The sequence below is a fragment of the Haloterrigena gelatinilytica genome (assembly GCF_013342145.1).
GTDB classification, from domain to species: domain Archaea; phylum Halobacteriota; class Halobacteria; order Halobacteriales; family Natrialbaceae; genus Haloterrigena; species Haloterrigena gelatinilytica.
Genome location: NZ_JABUQZ010000001.1, coordinates 1,151,070 through 1,171,126, shown reverse-complemented (window position 1 = coordinate 1,171,126; position 20,057 = coordinate 1,151,070). Strand labels below are relative to the sequence as shown.

At 68.4% G+C, this 20,057-nt stretch carries 24 protein-coding genes; 11 read left to right on the top strand and 13 right to left on the bottom strand.

Going from position 1 to position 20,057, the window contains the following annotated elements:
- Positions 1–7: 7 nt before the first annotated feature.
- The 3 genes from HTZ84_RS05980 to HTZ84_RS05970 form a co-directional block, all read right to left on the bottom strand.
- Positions 8–169 carry a hypothetical protein gene (locus HTZ84_RS05980; protein WP_174679839.1) on the bottom strand — a complete coding sequence of 54 codons (162 nt, stop codon included), beginning with the start codon at positions 167–169 and terminating at the stop codon, positions 8–10.
- Between the two features lie 179 nt (positions 170–348).
- Positions 349–930 (bottom strand): ArsR family transcriptional regulator, encoded by a 582-nt coding sequence (locus HTZ84_RS05975; RefSeq protein WP_174679838.1) that lies wholly within the window; start codon positions 928–930, stop codon positions 349–351.
- Positions 918–1,238, bottom strand: coding sequence for a hypothetical protein (locus HTZ84_RS05970; protein ID WP_174679837.1), 321 nt, complete (start codon positions 1,236–1,238; stop codon positions 918–920). The genes HTZ84_RS05975 and HTZ84_RS05970 overlap by 13 nt, the downstream gene beginning before the upstream one ends.
- Positions 1,239–1,515: 277 nt before the next feature.
- On the opposite strand from HTZ84_RS05970, the gene HTZ84_RS05965 reads away from it, so the two are divergent.
- Complete coding sequence (locus HTZ84_RS05965) at positions 1,516–1,869, top strand: four-helix bundle copper-binding protein (RefSeq protein ID WP_174679836.1); 354 nt, start codon at positions 1,516–1,518, stop codon at positions 1,867–1,869.
- A 79-nt stretch (positions 1,870–1,948) separates the two neighbouring features.
- The gene (locus HTZ84_RS05960; protein WP_174679835.1) at positions 1,949–2,329 is read left to right on the top strand and encodes an SPW repeat domain-containing protein; all 381 of its coding nucleotides are present in this window, start codon (positions 1,949–1,951) and stop codon (positions 2,327–2,329) included.
- Positions 2,330–2,402: 73 nt separating this feature from the next.
- On the opposite strand, the gene HTZ84_RS05955 is transcribed toward HTZ84_RS05960, so the two are convergent.
- Complete coding sequence (locus tag HTZ84_RS05955) at positions 2,403–2,654, bottom strand: ribbon-helix-helix domain-containing protein (protein ID WP_174679834.1); 252 nt, start codon at positions 2,652–2,654, stop codon at positions 2,403–2,405.
- Positions 2,655–2,977: 323 nt separating this feature from the next.
- On the opposite strand from HTZ84_RS05955, the gene HTZ84_RS05950 reads away from it, so the two are divergent.
- Positions 2,978–3,535 carry a DUF5806 family protein gene (locus tag HTZ84_RS05950; RefSeq protein WP_174679833.1) on the top strand — a complete coding sequence of 186 codons (558 nt, stop codon included), beginning with the start codon at positions 2,978–2,980 and terminating at the stop codon, positions 3,533–3,535.
- A 33-nt stretch (positions 3,536–3,568) separates the two neighbouring features.
- Here the strand turns inward: HTZ84_RS05950 and HTZ84_RS05945 are convergent, their stop codons facing one another.
- Positions 3,569–4,141, bottom strand: coding sequence for a diadenylate cyclase (locus tag HTZ84_RS05945; protein WP_174679832.1), 573 nt, complete (start codon positions 4,139–4,141; stop codon positions 3,569–3,571).
- Between the two features lie 112 nt (positions 4,142–4,253).
- Here HTZ84_RS05945 and HTZ84_RS05940 point away from each other — a divergent pair, with 112 nt between their 5' ends.
- The 4 genes from HTZ84_RS05940 (at position 4,254) to HTZ84_RS05925 (ending at position 8,586) form a co-directional block, all read left to right on the top strand.
- Entirely contained in the window at positions 4,254–5,849 is a 1,596-nt protein-coding gene (locus HTZ84_RS05940; RefSeq protein WP_174679831.1) for a DUF790 family protein, read from the top strand.
- Positions 5,850–6,119: 270 nt separating this feature from the next.
- Positions 6,120–6,584, top strand: a complete 465-nt coding sequence (locus tag HTZ84_RS05935; protein ID WP_174679830.1) for a response regulator — start codon at positions 6,120–6,122, stop codon at positions 6,582–6,584.
- Between the two features lie 87 nt (positions 6,585–6,671).
- Positions 6,672–7,598 (top strand): VOC family protein, encoded by a 927-nt coding sequence (locus HTZ84_RS05930; protein WP_174679829.1) that lies wholly within the window; start codon positions 6,672–6,674, stop codon positions 7,596–7,598.
- A gap of 139 nt (positions 7,599–7,737) precedes the next feature.
- Positions 7,738–8,586, top strand: a complete 849-nt coding sequence (locus tag HTZ84_RS05925) for an alpha/beta fold hydrolase (RefSeq protein ID WP_174679828.1) — start codon at positions 7,738–7,740, stop codon at positions 8,584–8,586.
- A gap of 24 nt (positions 8,587–8,610) precedes the next feature.
- Here the strand turns inward: HTZ84_RS05925 and HTZ84_RS05920 are convergent, their stop codons facing one another.
- The 4 genes from HTZ84_RS05920 to HTZ84_RS05905 form a co-directional block, all read right to left on the bottom strand.
- Positions 8,611–9,633 (bottom strand): DMT family transporter, encoded by a 1,023-nt coding sequence (locus tag HTZ84_RS05920; RefSeq protein ID WP_174679827.1) that lies wholly within the window; start codon positions 9,631–9,633, stop codon positions 8,611–8,613.
- Between the two features lie 314 nt (positions 9,634–9,947).
- Entirely contained in the window at positions 9,948–10,988 is a 1,041-nt protein-coding gene (locus HTZ84_RS05915) for a hypothetical protein (protein ID WP_174679826.1), read from the bottom strand.
- A gap of 91 nt (positions 10,989–11,079) precedes the next feature.
- Entirely contained in the window at positions 11,080–11,586 is a 507-nt protein-coding gene (locus HTZ84_RS05910) for a DUF7122 family protein (RefSeq protein ID WP_174679825.1), read from the bottom strand.
- Positions 11,586–12,494: an RsmB/NOP family class I SAM-dependent RNA methyltransferase gene (locus HTZ84_RS05905; protein ID WP_174679824.1), complete on the bottom strand. Its 909-nt coding sequence runs from the start codon at positions 12,492–12,494 to the stop codon at positions 11,586–11,588. The genes HTZ84_RS05910 and HTZ84_RS05905 overlap by 1 nt, the downstream gene beginning before the upstream one ends.
- 125 nt (positions 12,495–12,619) lie before the next feature.
- On the opposite strand from HTZ84_RS05905, the gene HTZ84_RS05900 reads away from it, so the two are divergent.
- Together HTZ84_RS05900 and HTZ84_RS05895 are read left to right on the top strand one after the other, a co-directional pair.
- Positions 12,620–13,366: a proteasome assembly chaperone family protein gene (locus HTZ84_RS05900; RefSeq protein WP_174679823.1), complete on the top strand. Its 747-nt coding sequence runs from the start codon at positions 12,620–12,622 to the stop codon at positions 13,364–13,366.
- A 73-nt stretch (positions 13,367–13,439) separates the two neighbouring features.
- The gene (locus HTZ84_RS05895) at positions 13,440–14,390 is read left to right on the top strand and encodes an AAA family ATPase (RefSeq protein ID WP_174679822.1); all 951 of its coding nucleotides are present in this window, start codon (positions 13,440–13,442) and stop codon (positions 14,388–14,390) included.
- A 58-nt stretch (positions 14,391–14,448) separates the two neighbouring features.
- On the opposite strand, the gene HTZ84_RS05890 is transcribed toward HTZ84_RS05895, so the two are convergent.
- The 4 genes from HTZ84_RS05890 to HTZ84_RS05875 are packed head-to-tail and all read right to left on the bottom strand — an operon-like array spanning position 14,449 to position 18,050.
- Positions 14,449–14,964 (bottom strand): DUF7519 family protein, encoded by a 516-nt coding sequence (locus tag HTZ84_RS05890; RefSeq protein ID WP_309138856.1) that lies wholly within the window; start codon positions 14,962–14,964, stop codon positions 14,449–14,451.
- Positions 14,961–16,520, bottom strand: coding sequence for a DUF58 domain-containing protein (locus tag HTZ84_RS05885; RefSeq protein ID WP_174679820.1), 1,560 nt, complete (start codon positions 16,518–16,520; stop codon positions 14,961–14,963). The genes HTZ84_RS05890 and HTZ84_RS05885 overlap by 4 nt, the downstream gene beginning before the upstream one ends.
- Positions 16,517–17,065, bottom strand: coding sequence for a DUF7269 family protein (locus HTZ84_RS05880; protein ID WP_174679819.1), 549 nt, complete (start codon positions 17,063–17,065; stop codon positions 16,517–16,519). Before HTZ84_RS05880 ends, HTZ84_RS05885 begins: the two co-directional genes overlap by 4 nt.
- Before the next feature lie 10 nt (positions 17,066–17,075).
- Positions 17,076–18,050, bottom strand: coding sequence for a DUF4129 domain-containing protein (locus HTZ84_RS05875; RefSeq protein ID WP_174679818.1), 975 nt, complete (start codon positions 18,048–18,050; stop codon positions 17,076–17,078).
- Between the two features lie 196 nt (positions 18,051–18,246).
- Between HTZ84_RS05875 and HTZ84_RS05870 the strand changes: the two genes are divergently transcribed.
- Positions 18,247–19,089 (top strand): aldo/keto reductase, encoded by an 843-nt coding sequence (locus HTZ84_RS05870; RefSeq protein WP_174679817.1) that lies wholly within the window; start codon positions 18,247–18,249, stop codon positions 19,087–19,089.
- Between the two features lie 124 nt (positions 19,090–19,213).
- Positions 19,214–19,984 (top strand): hypothetical protein, encoded by a 771-nt coding sequence (locus HTZ84_RS05865; RefSeq protein WP_174679816.1) that lies wholly within the window; start codon positions 19,214–19,216, stop codon positions 19,982–19,984.
- Positions 19,985–20,057: the final 73 nt, after the last annotated feature.

The window sequence follows — 20,057 nt, the reverse complement described above, 5'->3', positions numbered from 1 at the left end:
AATACGTTCAGTCCGAAACCGAGCGGGGCTGTACTCGTTCGTGGAGGGAGACGAGATAGCGGGCGACCTCGCGCTGCGTGTGGGTGCCGACGAGGTGCGTCTCGAGCGTCTGGTCCGGTTCCAGCGTTTCCCGACAGAGCGGACACTCGACCGGCGGTTCGTATGGCATTTGCTTACTCTCCGTCGGTTCGAGACAAATCGATACAGCATGCATACGCTCGTCCCTCATCCGTTTCGGACGGCGCGTCGATGAGACTCGATACGGCGCCGATCCGTCTTTACCGCTCGGTTTCGACCGAAACGGCGCGAGCAGGTTCGTACTCAGCCCGTCGTTCGCCGCCGGACGGCTCAACCTCGAACTCCGGTTTCAGTGTCTGCCGACGCGGTCGCCCGGAGTTGCCCCCGAAGGTACCGCTCGCCGCGCCGCGTCAACCGATACTTGCCCCGTTCGACCTTTTCGACGAACCCGTGGTCCGCGAGTTCGATCAGGCGCCGGTTCACTTCCTTCCGGCTGAATCCGGTGTTGAAGGCGACGACCGCCGGCGTCAGCACGAGCTCAGTGCCGTGGAGCGCACCGAGGATCTCGTCGTCCATCGGCGTCATCCACTCGGCCGGTCGTCGGACCCGCGACGGTTCGCTCAACAGCACTCGCTCCCACTCCGTCGTTCGCACGTCGTTCGTCACGGGATCGTAGAGACCGTAGACGACCAGCAACGCGGCCAGGCCGTGAACCCAGTGGACCAGTTGCGGCGCGACCAGCTCGACGATCGGACCGCCGATCACGGCCAGCACCAGCCCGCCGACGGTGACGAGCACGAACCGACGGTACGCCGTCACCGACGCCTCGAGCGAGAGGAGATACAGGAGCTCGAGGGCGACGACGACCCCGATCGCCAGGTTGTAGCCGACGACGGGGGTCAGTCCGTCCACGCGGCCTCACCTCCCGATCGGTCGCGGCGGAGCTGTCGGTGGCGGAGTATCAGCAGGGCGACGAAGATCGCGACGATCGTGTTCGCCGCGCTTCGGAGAACGTCCAAGACCGGCGACGCCGGCTCGACGACGAGCAGCATCGTGTGGTAGATCGTCAGCGCGGCCATCCCGACCGAGAGGAGCGCGATCGCCGTGCCGAAGGGCGAGTCCCGAAAGATGCCCCAGGACAGGAGCGCGAACACCCCGGCGCCGGTGCCGGCGACGATCGCGAACGGAACGCCGAGGAGGTGGATGACGGAATGGGTCACACCGCGGGCTTCAGTTTCGGCGGTCGTTAAGCTGCGGCATGGTATTTCATCGGTGTGACGACCGGGTCGAGAGGCCCTGACGCCGGGCGGTAGCGGACAGCAGCAGCGATAGCGAGCCCGCCAAACCCGTCATTGGGTCGCCGGTAATCGTCCGTGAACCGCCCCTCACCGATCGGCGATCCCGCCGTTCCCGCCGCGGGTATCGAACCTCACCGTTCGGCCGCGTCGCGGTGGCCTGCGGATAACAAAGCCGGTCGCCGGCGTCCCTTCGATCGCAATGGCACTAACTCGGATCGACCACGTCAGCGAGAACGAGAAGATGCAAGAGTGTATCGACAACTGCTTCGAAGCCGCGCAGGCCTGCGAGTGGTGTGCCGACGAGTGCGCCGGCGAGGGCGAGGAGATGGCCGAGTGTCTCCGGCTCTGTCGGGACGTCGCCGACCTGACGACGATGCACGCGCGGTTCATGGCTCGCGACTCGAACTACAGCGCGGAACTCGCCGAAGCCTGCGCCGGCGCCTGCGAGGAGTGCGCCGAGGAGTGCGAACGCCACGACGACGAACACTGCCAGGTCTGTGCGGACGCCCTCCGCGACTGCGCGGAGACCTGCCGAGACATGGCGTCGGCCTGATCGGTACGGCCGCGTCCTCCGATCGAGGACTGCGAGCGCCGACCGCCACTCATCGGGTCACGATCACGAACTCGGATCCATGCACGCGACCGCGAAACTGACCGGCGGCGGAAACGGGATGCTCGGCTGCTGGCTGCTCGCGGCGCCGTTCGTCCTCGGCGCGCCCGCGGTCGGTCGTTGGAACGACGTCATCGTCGGCACGGTCGTGTTGCTCGTCGTCGGCTACGGCCGCATCGGAACCGACAGCCGACCTCCCGCGAGCGCGACCGGTGCGGGACTCGTCGCGATCCTCGGGCTCTGGCTCCTCCTCGCTCCGTTCGTCCTCGGCTTCGAGGGGCTACCGCTGTGGAACGACGTCGTCGCGGGAACCGTCGTGACGAGCTTCGGTAGCTACGACGCCTACGACGCGTCCGTTTCGTCGGTCGGTCGCGAGCGGTCCGGTCGCACACCCGTCGAATAGCGCCTGTCGGAACGACGAACAGATCGGCGACCGGAACCTCATTCTCGCGGTCGGATTGCGGCTCTGGGACCGACTACTCCGAGGCGGAACCGTCCCGACTGCCGCCGTCGGTCTCGGCGTCTCGGTGGCGCTCGAGGAGCTGTTGGACGCCGGCTCGGAGGGCTTCGCTCTTGGAGTGGTAGACGCCGTCGTCGACGAGCGACTCGAGCGCCGCGAGCTGGTCGTCGGTGGCCCGAAACGTCACTCGCTCGAGCGTAGGGCCGTTCTCCGCGCGGGAGTGGTTCGGATCGGCCGCGATACCGTCGGGCGATGAACTACGCGACATTATCGGTCACCTCGTTCCGGTCGCGACCGACTCGAAAGTCGACCGTTCGCTCGTCACCCGCCGCTGCGTGTCCCATGCTCGTTTCCGTGAGGACCATACGCTGAGAAGGGGATCGCCGGTGAAAAGGACTCGCGTACCACGGTGAAAGTGAAAATGAAGGATTCGAGTCGGGATGGCGGGAAACGCCGGGTTTCAGCCACCGCGGTTCGCCGGTCGATCGGCCGTCGGTCCGAGGGGCCGGATCGCGCGATTCCACCCCCCGACGGACAGCGTTATCCTCGTCGAACCCCTGTACGTGACGCGGGCAACCGCAGAAACCAACCATGCCCGAAGATACGCATTCATCCGCCGAGAGCAACGCATCCGAGACCGATCGGTTCGAGCGACTCGAGGGCGCCGACTACGACCGCGTTACCGAGTTCCTTCGCGACCGCGTCGCCTTCACCGCCCGCGAGTGGGCGATCGCGCGCCTCTGTGCCGACTTTCGAACCGGGACGGGCGTCGAAATGACGACCGTCGGGGAACACCTCCCCGACCTCGTCCCCTTCATGGACGACCAGTACACGCGCCAGGCCGTCTACCAGTCGCGCCGCTCCTTCGAGGAGAAGGTTCGGCGAGCGGGCGCGACGTTTCTCTACGGCGCCTACGCCGACTTCTTCACGGCCGACGAGGTCGACGACATCGTCTACGAAGCGACGGAGGTGGCCCGGTTCCTGATCGAGGTCGAAGGCGCCTCCCTCTCGCCGACCGACGAATCGAACGCCGAAGAGCGAGTCAGCGCGGCGATGGAGGCCGTCCACCGCTCGAGTCGCGACCTCCGCTACGACCGCTGTCCGAACTGCGGCGAGCGACTCGGGGAGGACGCGATCGAATCCGAGTGAGCCGTCCCCGAGGCGGGTCGGGACGGGCTTCCGTCACGCGTACGTCTCCGGATTCCATTCGCCTCCGAGTTCGGTCCGTTTAGTGGTTTCGAACGACCCGTCTTCGAAGATCGTTACGCGGCCGGTCTCCTCGCTCAGCGTCAGCGTCGAGATCACGTTCGGCCGCCGCGAGGTATCCAGGGCGCTCATGTGGCGCGATCCCATCCAGTCTTCGTACTCGGAGTCGGCCGAGTCGACGGCCTCGAGCTCCTCGGGCAGCAGATCGGTAAAGCGGACCATCTGTTCCTGGACGACGCCGTCGACGCTGACGACGAGCGCGCCGTCCCGCGTCATCGCGACCTCGCGGGCCGTCTCGTAGAAGCTCTCCAAATCCAGACAGACGTCCCGGCAGCGGTCGGTCGGCCACGCGTTCCGCCCCATCGGATCCGCGAAGTCGGCGACCGACGGGCCCGTGACCACCGCGACGTACATCCCCGGCCCCTTCACGTACTGTTCGCCCCACCGGTCGAAGTTCAGGCTGATCGACTCGAGGGAGTGGTGGAGACAGTCGATCAGCTCCTGGACCCCGTCGTGGGTCTCGTAGGCGATCCGCAGCTCGTCGTCCATATCGGCCCTTGGAACCGGCGCGCCGTAACCCCGGTGCCTGAACGCCCCGTCGGGCCCGTCGGGCGGTTCGGGAGCGGACCACTTTTTGCCGCGCCGCGCCGATACCGACCGAATGCTGACCAAGGACCTGCTCCGCGTCTCGCGGGCCGGCGGCGGCTACCACCTCCAGTTCGCCGACCGGGAGCATCGTCCGCTCGCCGCCCGCGCGATCGGCACGTACCAGGGCCACGTCGGCGAATCCCGCGCGGAACTCGAGGAGGCCCTGACCGAACTCGAGCGCGACGCGGACGACTTCAAGCTCGTCAGGGGGCTGTCGGCGCTGCTCGAGCGCGACGCGACGTTCGAGACCGACGCCGAGATCGACCCCGAGCGAGCGCGCCGGGCCGCCTTCGAAGCCGCCGAGGCGGTCGGCGTCGTGACCGAGGACGAGCGCGCCGCGGCCCTCGTTCGCGCCGGCGAGTCGCTCGGCGTCTCGGCCGACGAGGTTGCGGGGGCGCTGTACGCCGACCTCGAGGAGCGACAGGTCCTCGCCGAACTGGCCGCGCGGTGGGTGCCCGACGAGCTGGTGGCCCAGTACAACCTCTCGCTGGCCCAGACCGCCCTTTTCGACGCCACCGAACTCCGGGTCCGCTCGAGCGATCCGAAGGCGCTCGTTTCGGCGATCAAGCGACTGCGGCTGATGTACGAGATTCGACGGCTCGAGGGCGACGACGACGAGAACGGCGGTGACGCGTCCGATGGTGGCATCGCCGAGCGCGAGGTGATCGTCACCGGGCCGACCCACCTCTTCCGGGCGACCCGCCGGTACGGCACCCGGTTCGCCCGCCTCCTCCGGACGGTCGCGAAGGCCGACGAGTGGCGCCTCGAGGCGACGATCGACGACCGCGGAACTGAACGGACGCTGCGGCTCTCGGACGCGGATCCCGTCCGCGTTCCCGACGCCGAACCCGTCGCCGAGGTGTCCTTCGACAGCGGCGTCGAGGCCGACTTCGCCGCGCGCTTCTCGAACCTGGACCTCGAGTGGGACCTCGTACGCGAACCCGAGCCGCTCGCGACGGGAACGCGGGTGATGATCCCCGATTTCGCGTTCGATTACCGTCCCGGGGGTAGCGCCCGCAGGGACTCGTCGGACGAGGCCGACGGCGGGCACGGCGAGTTCCGCGTCTACTTCGAAATTATGGGCTTCTGGACGCCCGAGTACGTCGAGAAGAAACTCGCGCAGTTATCGGACCTCGAGGACGTCGAACTGATCGTCGCCGTCGACGAGTCTCTCGGCGTCGGCGAGGAAATCGCGGCTCGGGACTTCCGGGCGATCCCCTACTCCGGGAACGTCCGACTGAAGGACGTCGCCGGCGTCCTCCGAGAGTACGAACGTCAACTCGTCGCCGAGAGCGCCGCCGCGCTGCCGGACGAACTGCGCCCCGACGAGGACGTGATTTCCCTCGAGGCGCTGGCCGGCCGGCGGGGCGTCAGCGAGGACGCGCTGGCCGACGTCGCGTTCCCCGACCACGAGCGGGTCGGCCGGACGCTCGTCCGACCGGCCGTCCTCGAGTCGCTGGCGGACGAGATCGAGGCCGGGATGGCGCTTTCCGACGCCGAGGAGAGCCTCGCGGCGGCCGGGTTCAGCGACTCGAGTGCGATCCTCTCGGAACTCGGCTACCGCGTCGAGTGGGAAGGGCTGGCCGGCGGGACGCTCGTCGAGCGGTAGTCGGATCGTCGCGTCGTCGACGCGAACGGCGACCGGACCCCCTCGAACGCGTTGAAACGGCGATTCGGGAGCTGTTGGTGGGCCGATAGCTCGGATCCCTAACCCGAGACCTACTAGGATTCCGAGAGGAACTAATCCGGACTATCTTTAGTTACATACGCTTTTTCGGCCGGTATCGTTAGGGTGCGTTCACACGTATCGAGCTCCGAAGAGGGTTCGATCCAATTTCTTTAGTACGCAGACTTAACCGGGCGTGGTGTCAACGAAGAAATGTGCATCTCCGTGACCAACCATCGTGAGGCCGAGCCGATACAGATCTTGCTCGTCGAAGACAATCCCGGCGACGTTCGGCTAGTCGAGGAAGCGTTCCGAGAGGCCGGGGTCGAGACGACCTTCCACACGGCCCACGACGGTGATACGGCCCTCGAGTTCCTCCGCGATCAGCGGGCCGGCGTCGACGCCACGGAGCTGAGTCTGGTCCTCCTCGATCTGAACCTGCCCCGGACGAGCGGGTTCGACGTCCTCGAGGCGATCAAGACCGAACCGGACGTGAGCGCACCGCCGGTGCTCGTGCTCACGAGTTCGGAGGCGACCGAGGACATCGCTCGGAGCTACGAGCTCTGTGCGAACGCCTATCTCACCAAGCCGAGCGATCCCGACGAGTTCACCGAGATCGGCCGGGCCGTCGAAGCGTTTTGGTTCGACGAGGCGACGTTGCCCCCCGCGTCCGCGTAACCCCCTTCTGCGAGCGCCGACCGACGATACAACCGCCAGCCGAGCGTCGGCCCCAGCGTTATCCCGCTCGCCGTGGTACGACCGCCCATGCCGACGGCAACTCCCGGCCTCCACCACGTCACCGCCATCGCGAGCGATCCGCAGCGAAACTACGAGTTCTACACCGAGGTGCTCGGCCTCCGACTCGTCAAGCGAAGCGTCAATCAGGACGACGTCTCGGTCTACCACCTCTTCTACGCCGACCACGAGGGGACGCCGGGGACGAGCGTGACCTTCTTCCCCTACACCGACGCCCGCGACGGACGGGTCGGCGCGGGCCAGGCCAGCGCGGTGTCATTTCTCGTTCCCGACGGCTCGCTCGACTACTGGCGCGAGCGACTCGCCGACGCCGGCGCCGAGCCGGCGGAACCGCGCGAGCGGTTCGGCGACACCGTCCTCCCGTTTACCGACCCCGACGGGCTGCCGCTGGAACTGGTCGCTCGCGCGGACGCGCCGCCGGCGAACCTCCCGGAGAGCCCCGTTCCCCACGCCCACGCGATTCGGGGCTTCTTCGGCGTGACCCTCTCGCTGACCAGCGCCGACCCGACCGGCGACCTCCTGAAGGAGATGGGCTACCGCCAGACCGACCGCGACGGCACGCGCAAGCGCTACACGGCCGACGGCGACCTGGGCTTCGTCGTCGACGTCGTGGAGAACCCGCAGGCGCAGCGCGGGATTCCCGGTGCCGGCACCGTCCACCACGTCGCGTTCCAGGTCGCCGAAGACGAACAGGAGGACTGGCGCCAGTTCCTGATCGACCGCGGGCTGCGACCCACCGAGATCATCGACCGCAAGTGGTTCAAATCGGTCTACGCCCGCGAGTACGGCACCGTGCTCTTCGAGTACGCCACCAAGGAGCCCGGGTACACGGTCGACGAGGAACTCGAGGCGCTCGGCGACCGGCTCGTCCTGCCCGAGTGGCTCGAGGACCGACGCGAGGAGATCGAGGACGGGTTGCCGGACCTGTCCGCGTAACCACGGCGCGAAGGACGGTTTCGGTCTCTAACACGGTTCGTGGTCCGTCCTGCGGCGAGAGGGGACGCGAATCACCGCGGCACGAGCGGGTTCAACTATTTTACGCGTCGACGGTGCAGCACGTCTCGAGAGGATTCGGATGGGAGCCACACTGACGCAACGGTTCGACACCGGACAGTTCGACGGCCGGTACCCGTACGTCCGCGTCGGCCACGGTCCGGAGACGCTGCTCGTGATCCCCGGCATCGGCGACGCGATGTTCGACGGGGCGTACGGCCGCACCGACGCGGTGACGACCGCCGCCACCTTCCGCCGGTTTCTCGCCGACTACACCGTCTATCTGGTCAGTCGCCCGCGCGGGCTCGAGGACCGTCAGTCGATCGGCGCGATGGCCCGCGACTACGAGCGCGTCCTCGCGGACCACGTCGGAGCGGCGTCCGTGCTGGGGCTCTCGATGGGCGGGCTGATCGGGCAGGAACTCGCCCGCGAGCGGCCCGACCTGGTCGACCGACTCGTCCTCGGCGTCTCGGGCTGTCGGCTCGCGGAGAGCGGCCGGCCGCTCGTCCGCGAACTCCATCGCCTGGCCCTCGAGGGCGAGTGGACCGAGATTCGCGCCCGACTCTACGAGGCCATGTTCACGGGCACTTGGCGGCGAGCCGTGCCGTTGCTCTCCCGAACGGTCGGACGAGTCAGCCCGCCGAACCCCGCCGATCCGCGAGACGTGCCGATCTCCTTCGAGGCGGTCCGCGACTACGACGGGACCGACCGCCTCGCGGAACTCGAGTCCCGAACGCTGGTCATCGGCGGCACCGACGACCCGTTCTTCCCCGAGGAGATCCTCCGCGAGACCTACGAGGGACTCCCGGACGGCCAACTCGCGATGTTCTCCGGCGCCCGTCACGGCGCCTTCCTCGAGCGAAAGGCGGGGTTCGACGACTGGGTCGAGCGGTTTCTCCGCGGCGAAGCAGCGACTCGAGTGTGGCAGTAAGAGCGCGTCTTCGGACCGAACGCGTCAGTCCGCGGAAGGTGTAGCGGAGGGGGCGCGACCGGTATCGCGGTCGTCGGGGACGTAGACGTTGCCGTCGACGACGACGCAATCGTCCGCGGCCGGCCGGCGCCGCGGTTTGTAGCCGGCGACCGGTGCCAGGAGTCGCCAGAGCGACGGGAGCTGACAGAGGGCGAAGCCGAGGACGATCATCCCGAACCCGCCGACCGTCGCGAGCGTGATCGATTCGCCCAGCAGCGCCCAGCCGACGAGAGCGGCGACGACGGGCGAGGCGTAATTGACGAGGCTGAGCTGGCTCGCGCCGATGCGGTCGAGCAGGAGGAAGTACGCGAGGAACCCGCCCGCGGTGGCGACGATCCCCAGGTACGCGAGCGCGGCGACCGTCGCGGTCGTCCACGCCGTCAGCGAGGGAACGGTTTCGCCCGGGTGAGCGTAGCTCACGCCGTGCAGGATCCCCGCGCCGAGGGCCATCGCCCACGTCTGCAACGACAGTACCGGCAGCGTTCGCTGCAATCGTTCGGTCAGTACCGAGCCCACCGCGAAGGCGAACGCCGAACCGAACAGCAGGCCGACGCCGATCGCCTGGCCGCCGAGCGAGCCGCCCGAAAGCGCGATCGCGACGACGCCGGCGAGCCCGACGAAGAGCCCGACGACGGCGGGTGCACGGAGCCGTTCCTGCGGGAGGAGCGCGAGCGCGAGCGGCGGCGTCGCGATCGGCGTCAGACTCAGGACGATCGCGGCGACGGCGCTCGAGACGTACGACTGACCGATGAACAACAGCCCGTAATGAGCGCCGACCATCAGCCCGCCCGCGACGCCGATCGTTATCCAGTCGGTGCGCGTCCGGGGTCGCCACTCGCGTCCGAGGACGACGATGGCGCCGGCAAACAGCAGTGTCGCGACGTCGAGCCGGAAGGCCGCAAAGAGGATCGGCGGCAGCGTCGCCAGTCCGACCTCGATCGCCGCGAAGGCGGTCCCCCAAGCGATCGCGAGGAGAACGAAGAGCGTTAGGTCTCTCTTTGTAGTCATTTCATATCGAAACGGTTCCCGAACACTTGTATGTTGCTAATTTCCAGATACAGGGCCTGAAACACCCATATTCGCCGCCACACGATAACAAATGGCACAGTAATAGAAAGCCATGATAATCATTGATAGGACAAGACGACCGAGGGTATCGCAGCGGGGCTGCACCGCGGACTGCCGACGGCGTGTCGGCTCCGACCGGACGACCGTGACCGATCGACGACGGCGACAACTGTGGAGCCGAGGGGGCTCGCCGCCGCTGACTCAAATACTCTCTCGGAGAACGGCTGCGCGAGCGATCGCGACGTCAGCCGGCGTCACGAGAACTCGAGCGTTTCGGTCTCCTCCTCGGGGAGTTCCTGCTGCAGGACGAACGGCCCGAAGTCCGCCGCGGTCCGCCGCGCGATGGTCGCGATCCGGAGCACGTAGAGCAAGAGAACGGCGAACGGGCTGAACAGGGCCGTGATCGTCGCGCTCACGACGAGGACGTACACGTACGGGTGGAGGCCGAGCGCCAGCAGATTTCCGTAGGCGACGATGACGAACGCGCCGCCGAGCAGCGTCGGGAAGCCGACGTAGAGCAGGATCTTCGAGAGGTCGGCCAGCTCCTGTTGCATGTAGACGCTCTTGAAGTACTGCCGGGCGATGTGAATGTCTCCGAGCAGTTCCTCGAGTCGCTCTAACTGCCCGTCGGCGGCCTCCGAGAGCTCCGACCGATGGGTCTCTCGGAGCTGGCGGACGACCTGCAGCTGCCACGGATCGTTGTAGTGGAGAATCACGGAGATGACCGTGAACGAGCCGAACTGCGCCGCTCCGAGGGTCTCGATCGCGTCCCGGTCCCGCGGGTCGGTCTGCGAGACGAACGAATCGATCCGCGATCGGACGTCGGCCGGCGCGTCTCGACAGACGTTCCGCAGCCCCAGCGCCGTCTTCCGCTTGGCTTCGATGAGAACGCGGAGGAACTCCGACGGTTCGGCGGGCGAGGGCCGATAGCCGGTGTGTTCCTCGATCCGATGGCGGTACTCCTGGGTCTCCTCTAACCGCTGGAAGAACGCGCCCGTCGAGCCGAACTCCTCGGAGAGGATCAGCTGGTTGATCGCGAGGACGACGGTGATGAAGGGGAGCATCCCGCCGATCAGCGCGCCCGCGAGCGTCGTCACGTCGCCAGCCTCGGCGGGCGTGATCAGCCCGGCCCGAATGAGTAGCAGCGAAACGCCGAAGACGGCCGCGAGCAGGATCGCTGACAGGCGGCGCCGATCGCCGTAGAGGTAGATCCAGCGGACGAGTTCGCCGGCCTCGAGGCGCTCTGCGAGACCCGTGTCGGGCTGGGACGCCGTCGGGGCCTCTTCGTCGCTCATACGGGCGCTACCAGCACCGCTCACTTAGTAGCTAGATGGACCTTCACCCTGTGAATCGCGCGGGGTCGCTCCGGCGGCTCGAGGCCGTCCGCTACAGCTCCCGCTGGCGCCCCTTCGGAACCATCGAGCGCAGTTCGCCGTGGACGTAGAGGCCGATCCCGATCGGCTCGAGGTCGCCGGCGATTTCGTGGGCGCCGATCAGGTACCCCCAGTCGCCGTCCCAGCGCTCGATCTCCTGGTCCTCGCCGGTCGCAAAGGCCCGTGCCTCTTCGGAGTCGAGTTCGATCACGCAGTCGGTCGCGCGACCGCCGAAGCGCTGGACGAAGTCCGTCGTCGGCTTCCAGTGTTCCTGGCGCGTCCGCAGACAGGTCATCCCGATGGCCTCGATCTCGAGGGGCGTCGGCGCCTCGCCGGCGTAGATCCAGATCTTGCCGGCGCCCTTCTCCCAGAACGTGTAGTCGGCGAACGTTTCGGGCGGAATCCCGAACCGGTCCTCGAAGTAGTCGACGACCTCCTCGCGGCTGACCCGGCCCTCGACGATCCGCTCGGCCGGCGTCGCGGGGAGACGGTCGAAGCGCTGCCCGTCGTTTTCGCTCATCAGGCGGTCACCTCCAGTTTCGCCACGAAGAAGCCGCCGGTGTCGTTCTGGTGGGGGTAGATCCGCGCCGCCCGCTCGAGGGACGCGTCGTACTCGTCGCCGTCCCACTCGGTCAGCCCGGGCGAGTGCTCGAGGTCGAGATCGAAGTCGACGACGCGGCAGTCCTCCTCTTCGAGGACGTGCTGGACGACTGCCTCGTTCTCCTCGGGGGCGAAGGTACACGTCGAGTAGACGACGGTGCCGCCCTCGCGGGTGGCCTGTATCGCCCGCCGGAGGATGCCCTTCTGGACGCCCGAGACCGACGCGATAGCTCCCTCCGACCAGTTGTCCAGCGCGTCGGGGTTCTTCCGGATCGTCCCCTCGCAGGTACAGGGCGCGTCGACGAGCGCGCGGTCGAACTCGTCGAAGTCGAACCGGTTCAGGGAGTAGTTGCGCGCGTCGGCGTTCGTGACGGCGAGGCTCGTCGCGCCGAGGCGCTCGGCGTTGAAGCGCAGCGCCGAGATGCGCCCGAGGTTGTTGTCGTTGGCCACGACGGTCCCCTCGTCGCCCATCAGCGCCGCGATCTGGGTCGCTTTCCCGCCGGGTGCGGCACAGCTGTCCCAGACCCGCTCGCCGGGTCGGGGATCGAGGACGACCGGCGGCACCGCCGAGACCTCCTCCTGGCCGTGGGTGAAGCCGTGGAACGAGGTCCACGTCGACCCCGGCGACCCCGTCTCGAGGCGCAGCACGCGGGGGTTCCAGTCGGCCTGCTCGTACGCGAGACCCTCCTCCTCGAGGGCCTCGAGCGTCCGCTCGACCGAGGCCTTGATGGTGTTGACGCGGGCGGCGTTGCCCAGCGGCCGCTCGCAGGCCTCGAGGAACGCGTCGAAATCGTCGATAATCGGTCGATACCGCTCGAGTGGCTCCATAGGACCCGGATTCGCACGCCCCGCGTTTGTGGGTTTCGAAGCGCCGGGCGCGGCCGAATCGACGCCGCTCCGGCCCGGTAGCCGCCGCCCTCGATTTTATGGGTGCGCCGACAGACGTCTCGCACATGGCACAGATCCGCCAGCAGGGCCCCGAGATGGACCTCGAGGAACCGGTTCTCGTCGAGGGCTTCCCGGGACTCGGACTCGTCGGCAAGATCGCGACCGATCACCTCGTCGAGGAACTCGACATGCGCTACTACGCCAGCGTCGACTGCGGCGGGTTACCCCGCGTCGGCGTCTACCGCGGCGGCGACCGCACGGCCCGGCCGCCGGTCCGGATCTACGCCAGCGAGGACCACGACCTCCTCGCCCTCCGGAGCGACGCGCCGATCAAATCCGACGCCGTCGGCTCCGTCGCCGAGTGTCTCACCGAGTGGATCGTCGGGCAGGACGCGCTGCCGCTCTACCTCAGCGGACTGCCGGCCGAACGCGAGGGCGAGGACGAACCCGACATCTACGGCATCGGAACCGGCGACGCCGCCGAGCGACTCGAGGAGCACGGGATCGCCGTGCCGCCCGAGGACGGCGTCGTCACGGGGCCGACGGGGGCGCTCATCAACCGCGCCGCACAGCGCGGCTACGACAGCGTCGGACTCGTCGTCGAATCGAGCCCGCAGTTCCCCGACCCCGAGGCCGCGAGCGTCCTCCTCGAGGACGGCGTCTGTCCGATCGCCGACGTCGAGGTCGAGGTGCAGGAACTCCTCGACCGAGCGGCGGAGATCCGCGAGAAGCGCGAGCAGTTCGCCCAGCAGATGCAACAGATCGGCGAGGAGGAGAGTTCGCAGGCGCAGCCGCTGCGAATGTACCAGTAGTCCCGTTCGCGGTCGCACCGATTCCACCGTTCGACCACGGTCGTTTATATGTAAGTATCGCTACGAGTACGACATGGATATTACCGACGCGCGCGCGGAGTGCAACGCCGTCCTCGATGCCGTCAGTCGGAGCGTCATCGCGGACCGGGAGTTCCTCGAGACCGTGCTGCTCGGCGTCCTCGCGCGCGGACACGTCCTTCTGGAGGACGTGCCCGGAACCGGGAAGACCCTGACCGCGAACAGTCTGGCGTCGGCGCTGGGGTTGTCGTTCTCTCGGATTCAGTTCACGCCGGACCTGCTGCCGGCCGACGTGACCGGGACTCACGTGTTCGACGAGTCCGAGGGCACCTTCGACTTCACCGAGGGACCGATCTTCGCGAACGTCGTGCTGGCCGACGAGATCAACCGCGCGCCCCCCAAAACGCAGGCCGCGCTGCTCGAGGCGATGGCGGAAGGCCAGGTCACCGTCGACGGGGACACGCACCAGCTTCCGCGGCCGTTTTTCGTGATCGCGACGCAGAACCCCGTCGAACAGGCCGGCACCTTCCCGCTGCCGGAGGCCCAGGTCGACCGCTTCCTGGTGAAACGGTCGATCGGCTACCCCGACGCGGACGGCGAACGGGAGCTGTTGCAGCGTCGACTCGGCCGCACCGAACGGAGTCCGAGCATCGATCCGGTGCTGGACGGGGACCGCGTCCGCGCGCTCCGGGAGGTCCCCGAGTCGGTCCGGGTCGACGACGACCTCGTCACCTACATCGCCGATATCGCCCGCGAAACGCGCACGCGAAACCGGGTCGACGTCGGCGTCTCGCCGCGGGGCACCCAGCGCCTGCTCGAGGCGGCGCGGGCCCGCGCCGTCGTCGTCGGCCGCGACTACGTGACGCCCGACGACGTCAAGCGGGTGGCCGGCCCCGTGTTGGCCCACCGGCTCGTGCTCACGCCCGACGCCTCGGTCGACGGGACCTCGAAGGCGGCCATCGTCGAGCAGGTGCTCGATTCCGTCTCCGTCCCGACGCTCGAGTAGGACAGCTATTTCTACCGGAACTCGAGCGGCCGACGGAGTCGCGTCGCCGCAGAACTGATTATCGCTGCAACGCTGCCAGCAGCAGTATCGCCCCGAATAGCATGGCGATCACGGCCGCGACCGGCTGCCCGCTGGGACCGGCGATAAAGACCGCGTAGCTCCCGACGGCGGCGACCAGCCCGACGACGACCGTGGCGCCGACGTGCGGGAGCTCCGCCCTCGCCGTCGTCGCCTCCCGGCCGAGTTGCTCGCCGATCCCGACCGCGTGGTGGCCGGCGTCCCAGGCCAGCACGGTCGCGGTGACGCTCGCGAGCATGGGAACCGACGGAACCCCCTGAATGCCGCCCGCGAGCAGCCCCGCGAGCGCGACGGCGGTACCGATCGTGACGGCACGACGGGACCCCGTCCAGAGCCCGCCGCCGAGGAGCACCAGCGCGGCGGCGCCGCCGACGAGCACGAACGGCGAGTAGAGGGCGCTCGAGAGCACCCCGAGGAGTAACGCGACGATCGAGAGCCCACTCGTCAGGACCGCGGGCCGGTGATCGGGGTCGACCGCGTCGACGTCGGTGCTCACGCCGACCACCGCCGTCGACTGCGCTCGAGCGTCGCCGCCAGCGATTCGTCCGCCGGCCAGTCGACGACCCTGATGCCCGCTCCCCTGAGCGTCGAGATGCGGACCGCTCGTTCGACCGCCCCGAGCCGTTCGCCGGGCGTATCCCCGCCCGTCGGATCGGGGCTCACGATCGTCACGAGGTGGCCGTCGGCCTCGAGCAACCGCGCGGTCCGCACGACGTCGTCGTCGCAAAGCGGCGTGAACAGGATCACCTGCGAATCGGGCGGCATCCGCGAGCGGAACCGCTTTCGCTGGACGTACAGCATCGACGTCGACGACTCCGGCGGGGACAGATCGAACGCCGAATCGGTCGCGAGCAGTCGGCGGGCCGACGCCCGGTGGTCGGCCCCAGAGCCCGGCGCCAGCCACTGCGGGTGCGGGCCGAAACTGGCGAGGCCGACGTTGTTGCCGCCCGCATCCAGCGCGTCGAGCGCGGCGACGGCCGCCTCGATGCTGCGATCGACCGCGTGACGGCCCGTCTCGTCGGGCCGACGGTACGCGTCCGTGCGCGTGTCGACGGCGAGCATCACCGTCGCCGACCGTTCCTCGCGAAACGTCACGGTCGTCAGCTCCTGGCCTCGAGCCCGGCGGTTCCAGTCGATCCGCGAGAGCGGGTCGCCGCGGCGGTACTCCCGCGTCGAGTGGAACTCGAGACCCTCGCCGCCGACGTCGGTCTCGACGCGGCCGGTCAGGGGCAGCGTCAGCGACCGCAGCGGGAGGTCGGTCTCGATCTCGGCGGGCGGACAGCGGAGTTCGTCGTCGACGCGGATCCGCTGGACGCGCTCGACGGCGCCGGTGAACCCTCGCGCGACGACGACGACCGGTTCGAACGCGTGGGCGCCCTGCCGAGCGGTCACCGCGTAGGAGAACGTCTCCGTCTCGCCCGGCCGGAGCGCGGTCCCGTGTCTCGGGGAGCCGTCGGTGACGACGAGTTCCGCCGGCACGCCGTCGACGAGCCGGAGATCCGGAAGGAGTTCGTCCCCGTCGTTGCGGACGCGCACCGTCACGCGAACGGGCTCGCCGGGCTCGAGGTCGTCGTCCTCGAGTTCGCGGCTGATCGAGAGCGTCGGGGACGGCGGCCGACCGGCCCGGGCGTAGGCCGCGTACGCGATGCCGACGACCGCCGCCAGCAACAGCGCCGGCGACGTGACGACGACGCCGGCGCCGCCGAACACCGAGGCGACGGCGGCGACGCCGGTCCAGCGGTTCGTCTCTCGGACGCTCGAGTCGACGACGACCGATTCCGCGGCGTCTGCGGTCTCGCCATCCGCGCCTTCGGCCCCGTCGTTCCCATCGTTGTCGGATTCGGTCGCGACGCCAGTGCTGGAGTCCGTCTCGGCGGCAGTGCTAGACTCAGTCTCGGCGCCCGGCCGACCACCGGCGTCGGCATCGGAACCCGGTTCGGAGCGAGTTTCCGTATCGATTCCGGCGGCCTCGCCGCCGTCGGCTCGCTCGCTCCGGCCGTCCGTCGGTCGTCGGTCGTCAGGCGATCGCCCGCCCTCGTTTCCGTCCGTCATTCGTCGTCGTGCACCCCCGAAATTCGCGCGATCTCGGCCGCGGCGCGTCTGGCGCGGCGGGGACGGTCGCGACGCACCGCCGTTCGGACCCGGACGCGCCACGGCGCCCAGTCGGGAACGGTGTTCGTGAACTGGGCCGCCGCCAGCGGATCGTCCGTCCAGGTTCCGTTCTCGAGGGCTTGCCGGGCCTCGTCCTCGGTCAGCCCCTCCCCGAGCACCAGCGCGTCGACGGCCGCCCGCTCGAGTCGCTCGTTGAGCTTTCGTCCCTGCCGTCCGAACGTCACGTCGCCCGATTCGATCGTCGCGTCGATCTCCTCGCCCGGAGTCGGCAGCTCCTGTGGCCGCTCCGGCGTCGGCAGTTCCGTCTGCCCGACGTCGGCGTGTCGGCGACCTTGCACCGTTCGAAGCCCCTGGAGGAGCGCGATCACGCCGATCACGGTCACGATCGACTCGCCGAGGCTGAGGGGGCCGGTCAGTTCCGGGACCGCCGCGAACGCCAGACCGAGCAGGACCAGTCCGGCGCCGACTATCGCGTACTTGTTCATGGGTATCCGTTCATCGTGTCGCTCCGTTCTCGCGGTCGCGATCGTCGTCGGCGTAGGTCGCTTCGATCCGTCTGAGCAGCTCGACGGCGCGGCGCTCGCGGTCGTCCGTGACCGAGCGATCGCCGTAGCGGACGTCCTCGAACATCGTCCGCAACTCGTCGACGTGGGACGGATCCAGCCCCGCGTCCCGCGCCGCGGCCGCGAACTCGCCGGGCGTACTCGAGTCGGGCCGGTCGACGGAGAGCGGCTCCGTCATCTCGCGCCAGGCCCGGTAGACGTCGTTCTCGAAGTCGTCGCCCGCCTCGATTCGGTCGGCGGCCTCACCGGCCGCGCGGCCGAGTTCGCCCCGCTGTACGGTGTCGTCCGGCTCCGCGACCGGGTCCGCCGATTCCCGGCCCTCGTCGTCACCGCTGTAGAACAGCGCCGCGAACGCCCCGACGACGGTCACCAGCAGAACGGTCAACACGAGCAGCGAGGGCAGGGTCGGCCCGGAAACGGAACCGTCGCCGTCGCCGCCGCCGAGCGGACCGCCGGATTCGTTCTCCGCGGGCGGCTGTATATCGGCCGGCGGAGCCGGCGGCTCGAGGGTCTGCGTCCCGCAGCCGCCGGTGAGGACGACGAAGACGAGCACGACCAGCGGGAGCAAGGCGACCGAGAGCATGAGCGTTATCTTGGTATCGTACGATCGGGTCGCCAGCGCGGCGATTCCGACCGCGCCCAACACGAGCGCGAGGAACCCGAGCTCCGAGTCGAGGAACGCGACGCACAGTTCCGTGAACTCGAACGCCTCGCCCCCTCCGGCGCCCGAATCGGCCGCCGGGGGCTCACCCTGTTCCTCGACGTCGCTGGCGCCGCCGTCGCCGCCGCCGAACCCGCCGCCGCTCCCGCCGTTCTCGACCATCGACGGCAACGTCGCCGCCGCGAGCACGACGGCGAGACAGCACAGGACGGCGATCGCCACGACGCGACCCGTATCTCTGTCCACGCCCGTTCTTTCTTGTAATACGTAAAATGTTTTACTCCCGACCGGATCGACGCGAATTCGCGTCGAATTCGCGGTACCGGAACGCAGTGCGGACGGCTCGTCGCAGCGCCCTCCACGGTAACGGACTGCATGACGGCTTCCGGTATACACTACTGCAAACACAACTCCTTTTCGCGCCCTGTTCTTCCCTCCGCACATGGGAACGGAAGACGCCGAAACTGTTGCGCCCGGAACGTGTCCGACCGCGAACGGCATGCCGATGCTCGGGTTCGGCACCTGGCAACACGACGATCCGGATCGGTGCGTCGAGAGCGTCCGGACGGCCCTCGAGGCGGGCTACCGCCACATCGACACCGCCCAGGCCTACGACAACGAGGCGGCCGTCGGCGAGGGGATCGCGGCGGCCGACGTCGACCGCGAGGACGTCTTCCTCGCGACCAAGGTCTGGCGCGACAACCTCGCGCACGACGACGTCCTCGAGACGGCCCGCGAGAGCATCGACCGGCTCGGCGTCGACTACCTCGACCTGCTGTACATCCACTGGCCGACCGGCGAGTACGACCCCGAGGGGACGCTGTCGGCGCTCTCGGAGCTGTACGACGAGGGGCTGATCGAGAACGTCGGCATCAGCAACTTCCTCCCCGAGCAGGTCCGGGAGGCCGTCGACGTCTGCGACGCGCCGATCCTGGCCAACCAGGTCGAACTCCACCCGCTGCTCCCCCAACCTGACCTCCGGGAGGCCTGCGAGAACGCCGGCGTCGAGGTCGTCGCCTACTCGCCGATCGCCCGCGGCGAGATCTTCGACCAGCCCGAGGTTCAGGACGTCGCGGAGAAACACGGCGTCAGCGAGGCCCAGGTCAGTCTCGCTTGGCTGCGCGAGAAGGGCGTCACCGCGATTCCGAAGGCGACCGGCGAGGAGCACATCCGCGACAACTGGGAGTCCCTGACCCTCGAGCTGGATCGAGAGGACATCGACAAAATCGATAGCATCGACGAGACGCAGCGGCAGGTCGACCCCAGCTTCGCGCCCTGGAACTGAGACCTCTCGAGCGGCCGACACCGTCGCTAGCCGCTGTCGAGGTGGAAGCGGCCGTCGATTTCGACCTGTTTCTCTCGCGGAAAATTCAGGAAAGCTTACGGTACACCGGATTTATGGCTCGCGTATGTCTACCCGCTCACGACAACGTGGCGGTGGTGGGTTCGTCGGCGCGATCAAGGCCGACGTACAGCGGTTACACGGTGCGTGGATGGAACTCGTCTTTCCACGTCAGCGTGGCCGCGGCCACTCCGTCATGGGGAAGTGGAAGCCGGAAACGCTCCCCCAGAAGATCGGCTACAACGGCTGGAGTATCCTCGGGTTATTCGGCTTACTGCTCCTCTACCCGCTGACCGTCATCGGACTCGCAACCCGCTACTACGCGGCGAAACTCGACTCGACGCGCACCCGTCTCGGCATCGTCGGCGTCACGGGCGTCGCGCTGCTCGGCTGGGGGCTCCTGACCGTCGCCTGGGGCGCGATGTCGTACATGGAACAGGTCGAAATTCCGATCGATTCGGTCCTCGCCGTCGCGGCGGCGAGCGCGGTCGCGACGGTGTCGACCGCGCTCGCGGCGACGTGTACCAAGGTCGGCGGCCGCGCGGTGACGGTGATCTTCGCCTATCCGTTCGCGATGACGGCGCTGTTCCTCCCGCCGGTCGTCGCGGCACTCGTGACGCCGTCGCTGCACCCGTACATCTTAGACCCCAGCTACGAGTTCGCCGCCTGGGCGCTCGACAACGTGCTCACCGTCGGCGGCGTCAACGAGTACCTGCGATCGAACTACCAACTCGAGGGCGCCGCCTACGCGGCGATGTGGCTCGGCATCTCGATCCCGCTGGGCTGGTTCCTCGGGATCGTCGTCGCGCTGGCGAACCTGGTCCGTCCGTCCGAGTAACTGTTTTCCGTCCGTTCAATTTTCGCGAACGGACTGCCGATTCCCGATACCATTAGGCGGCCGGTTCCCAAGG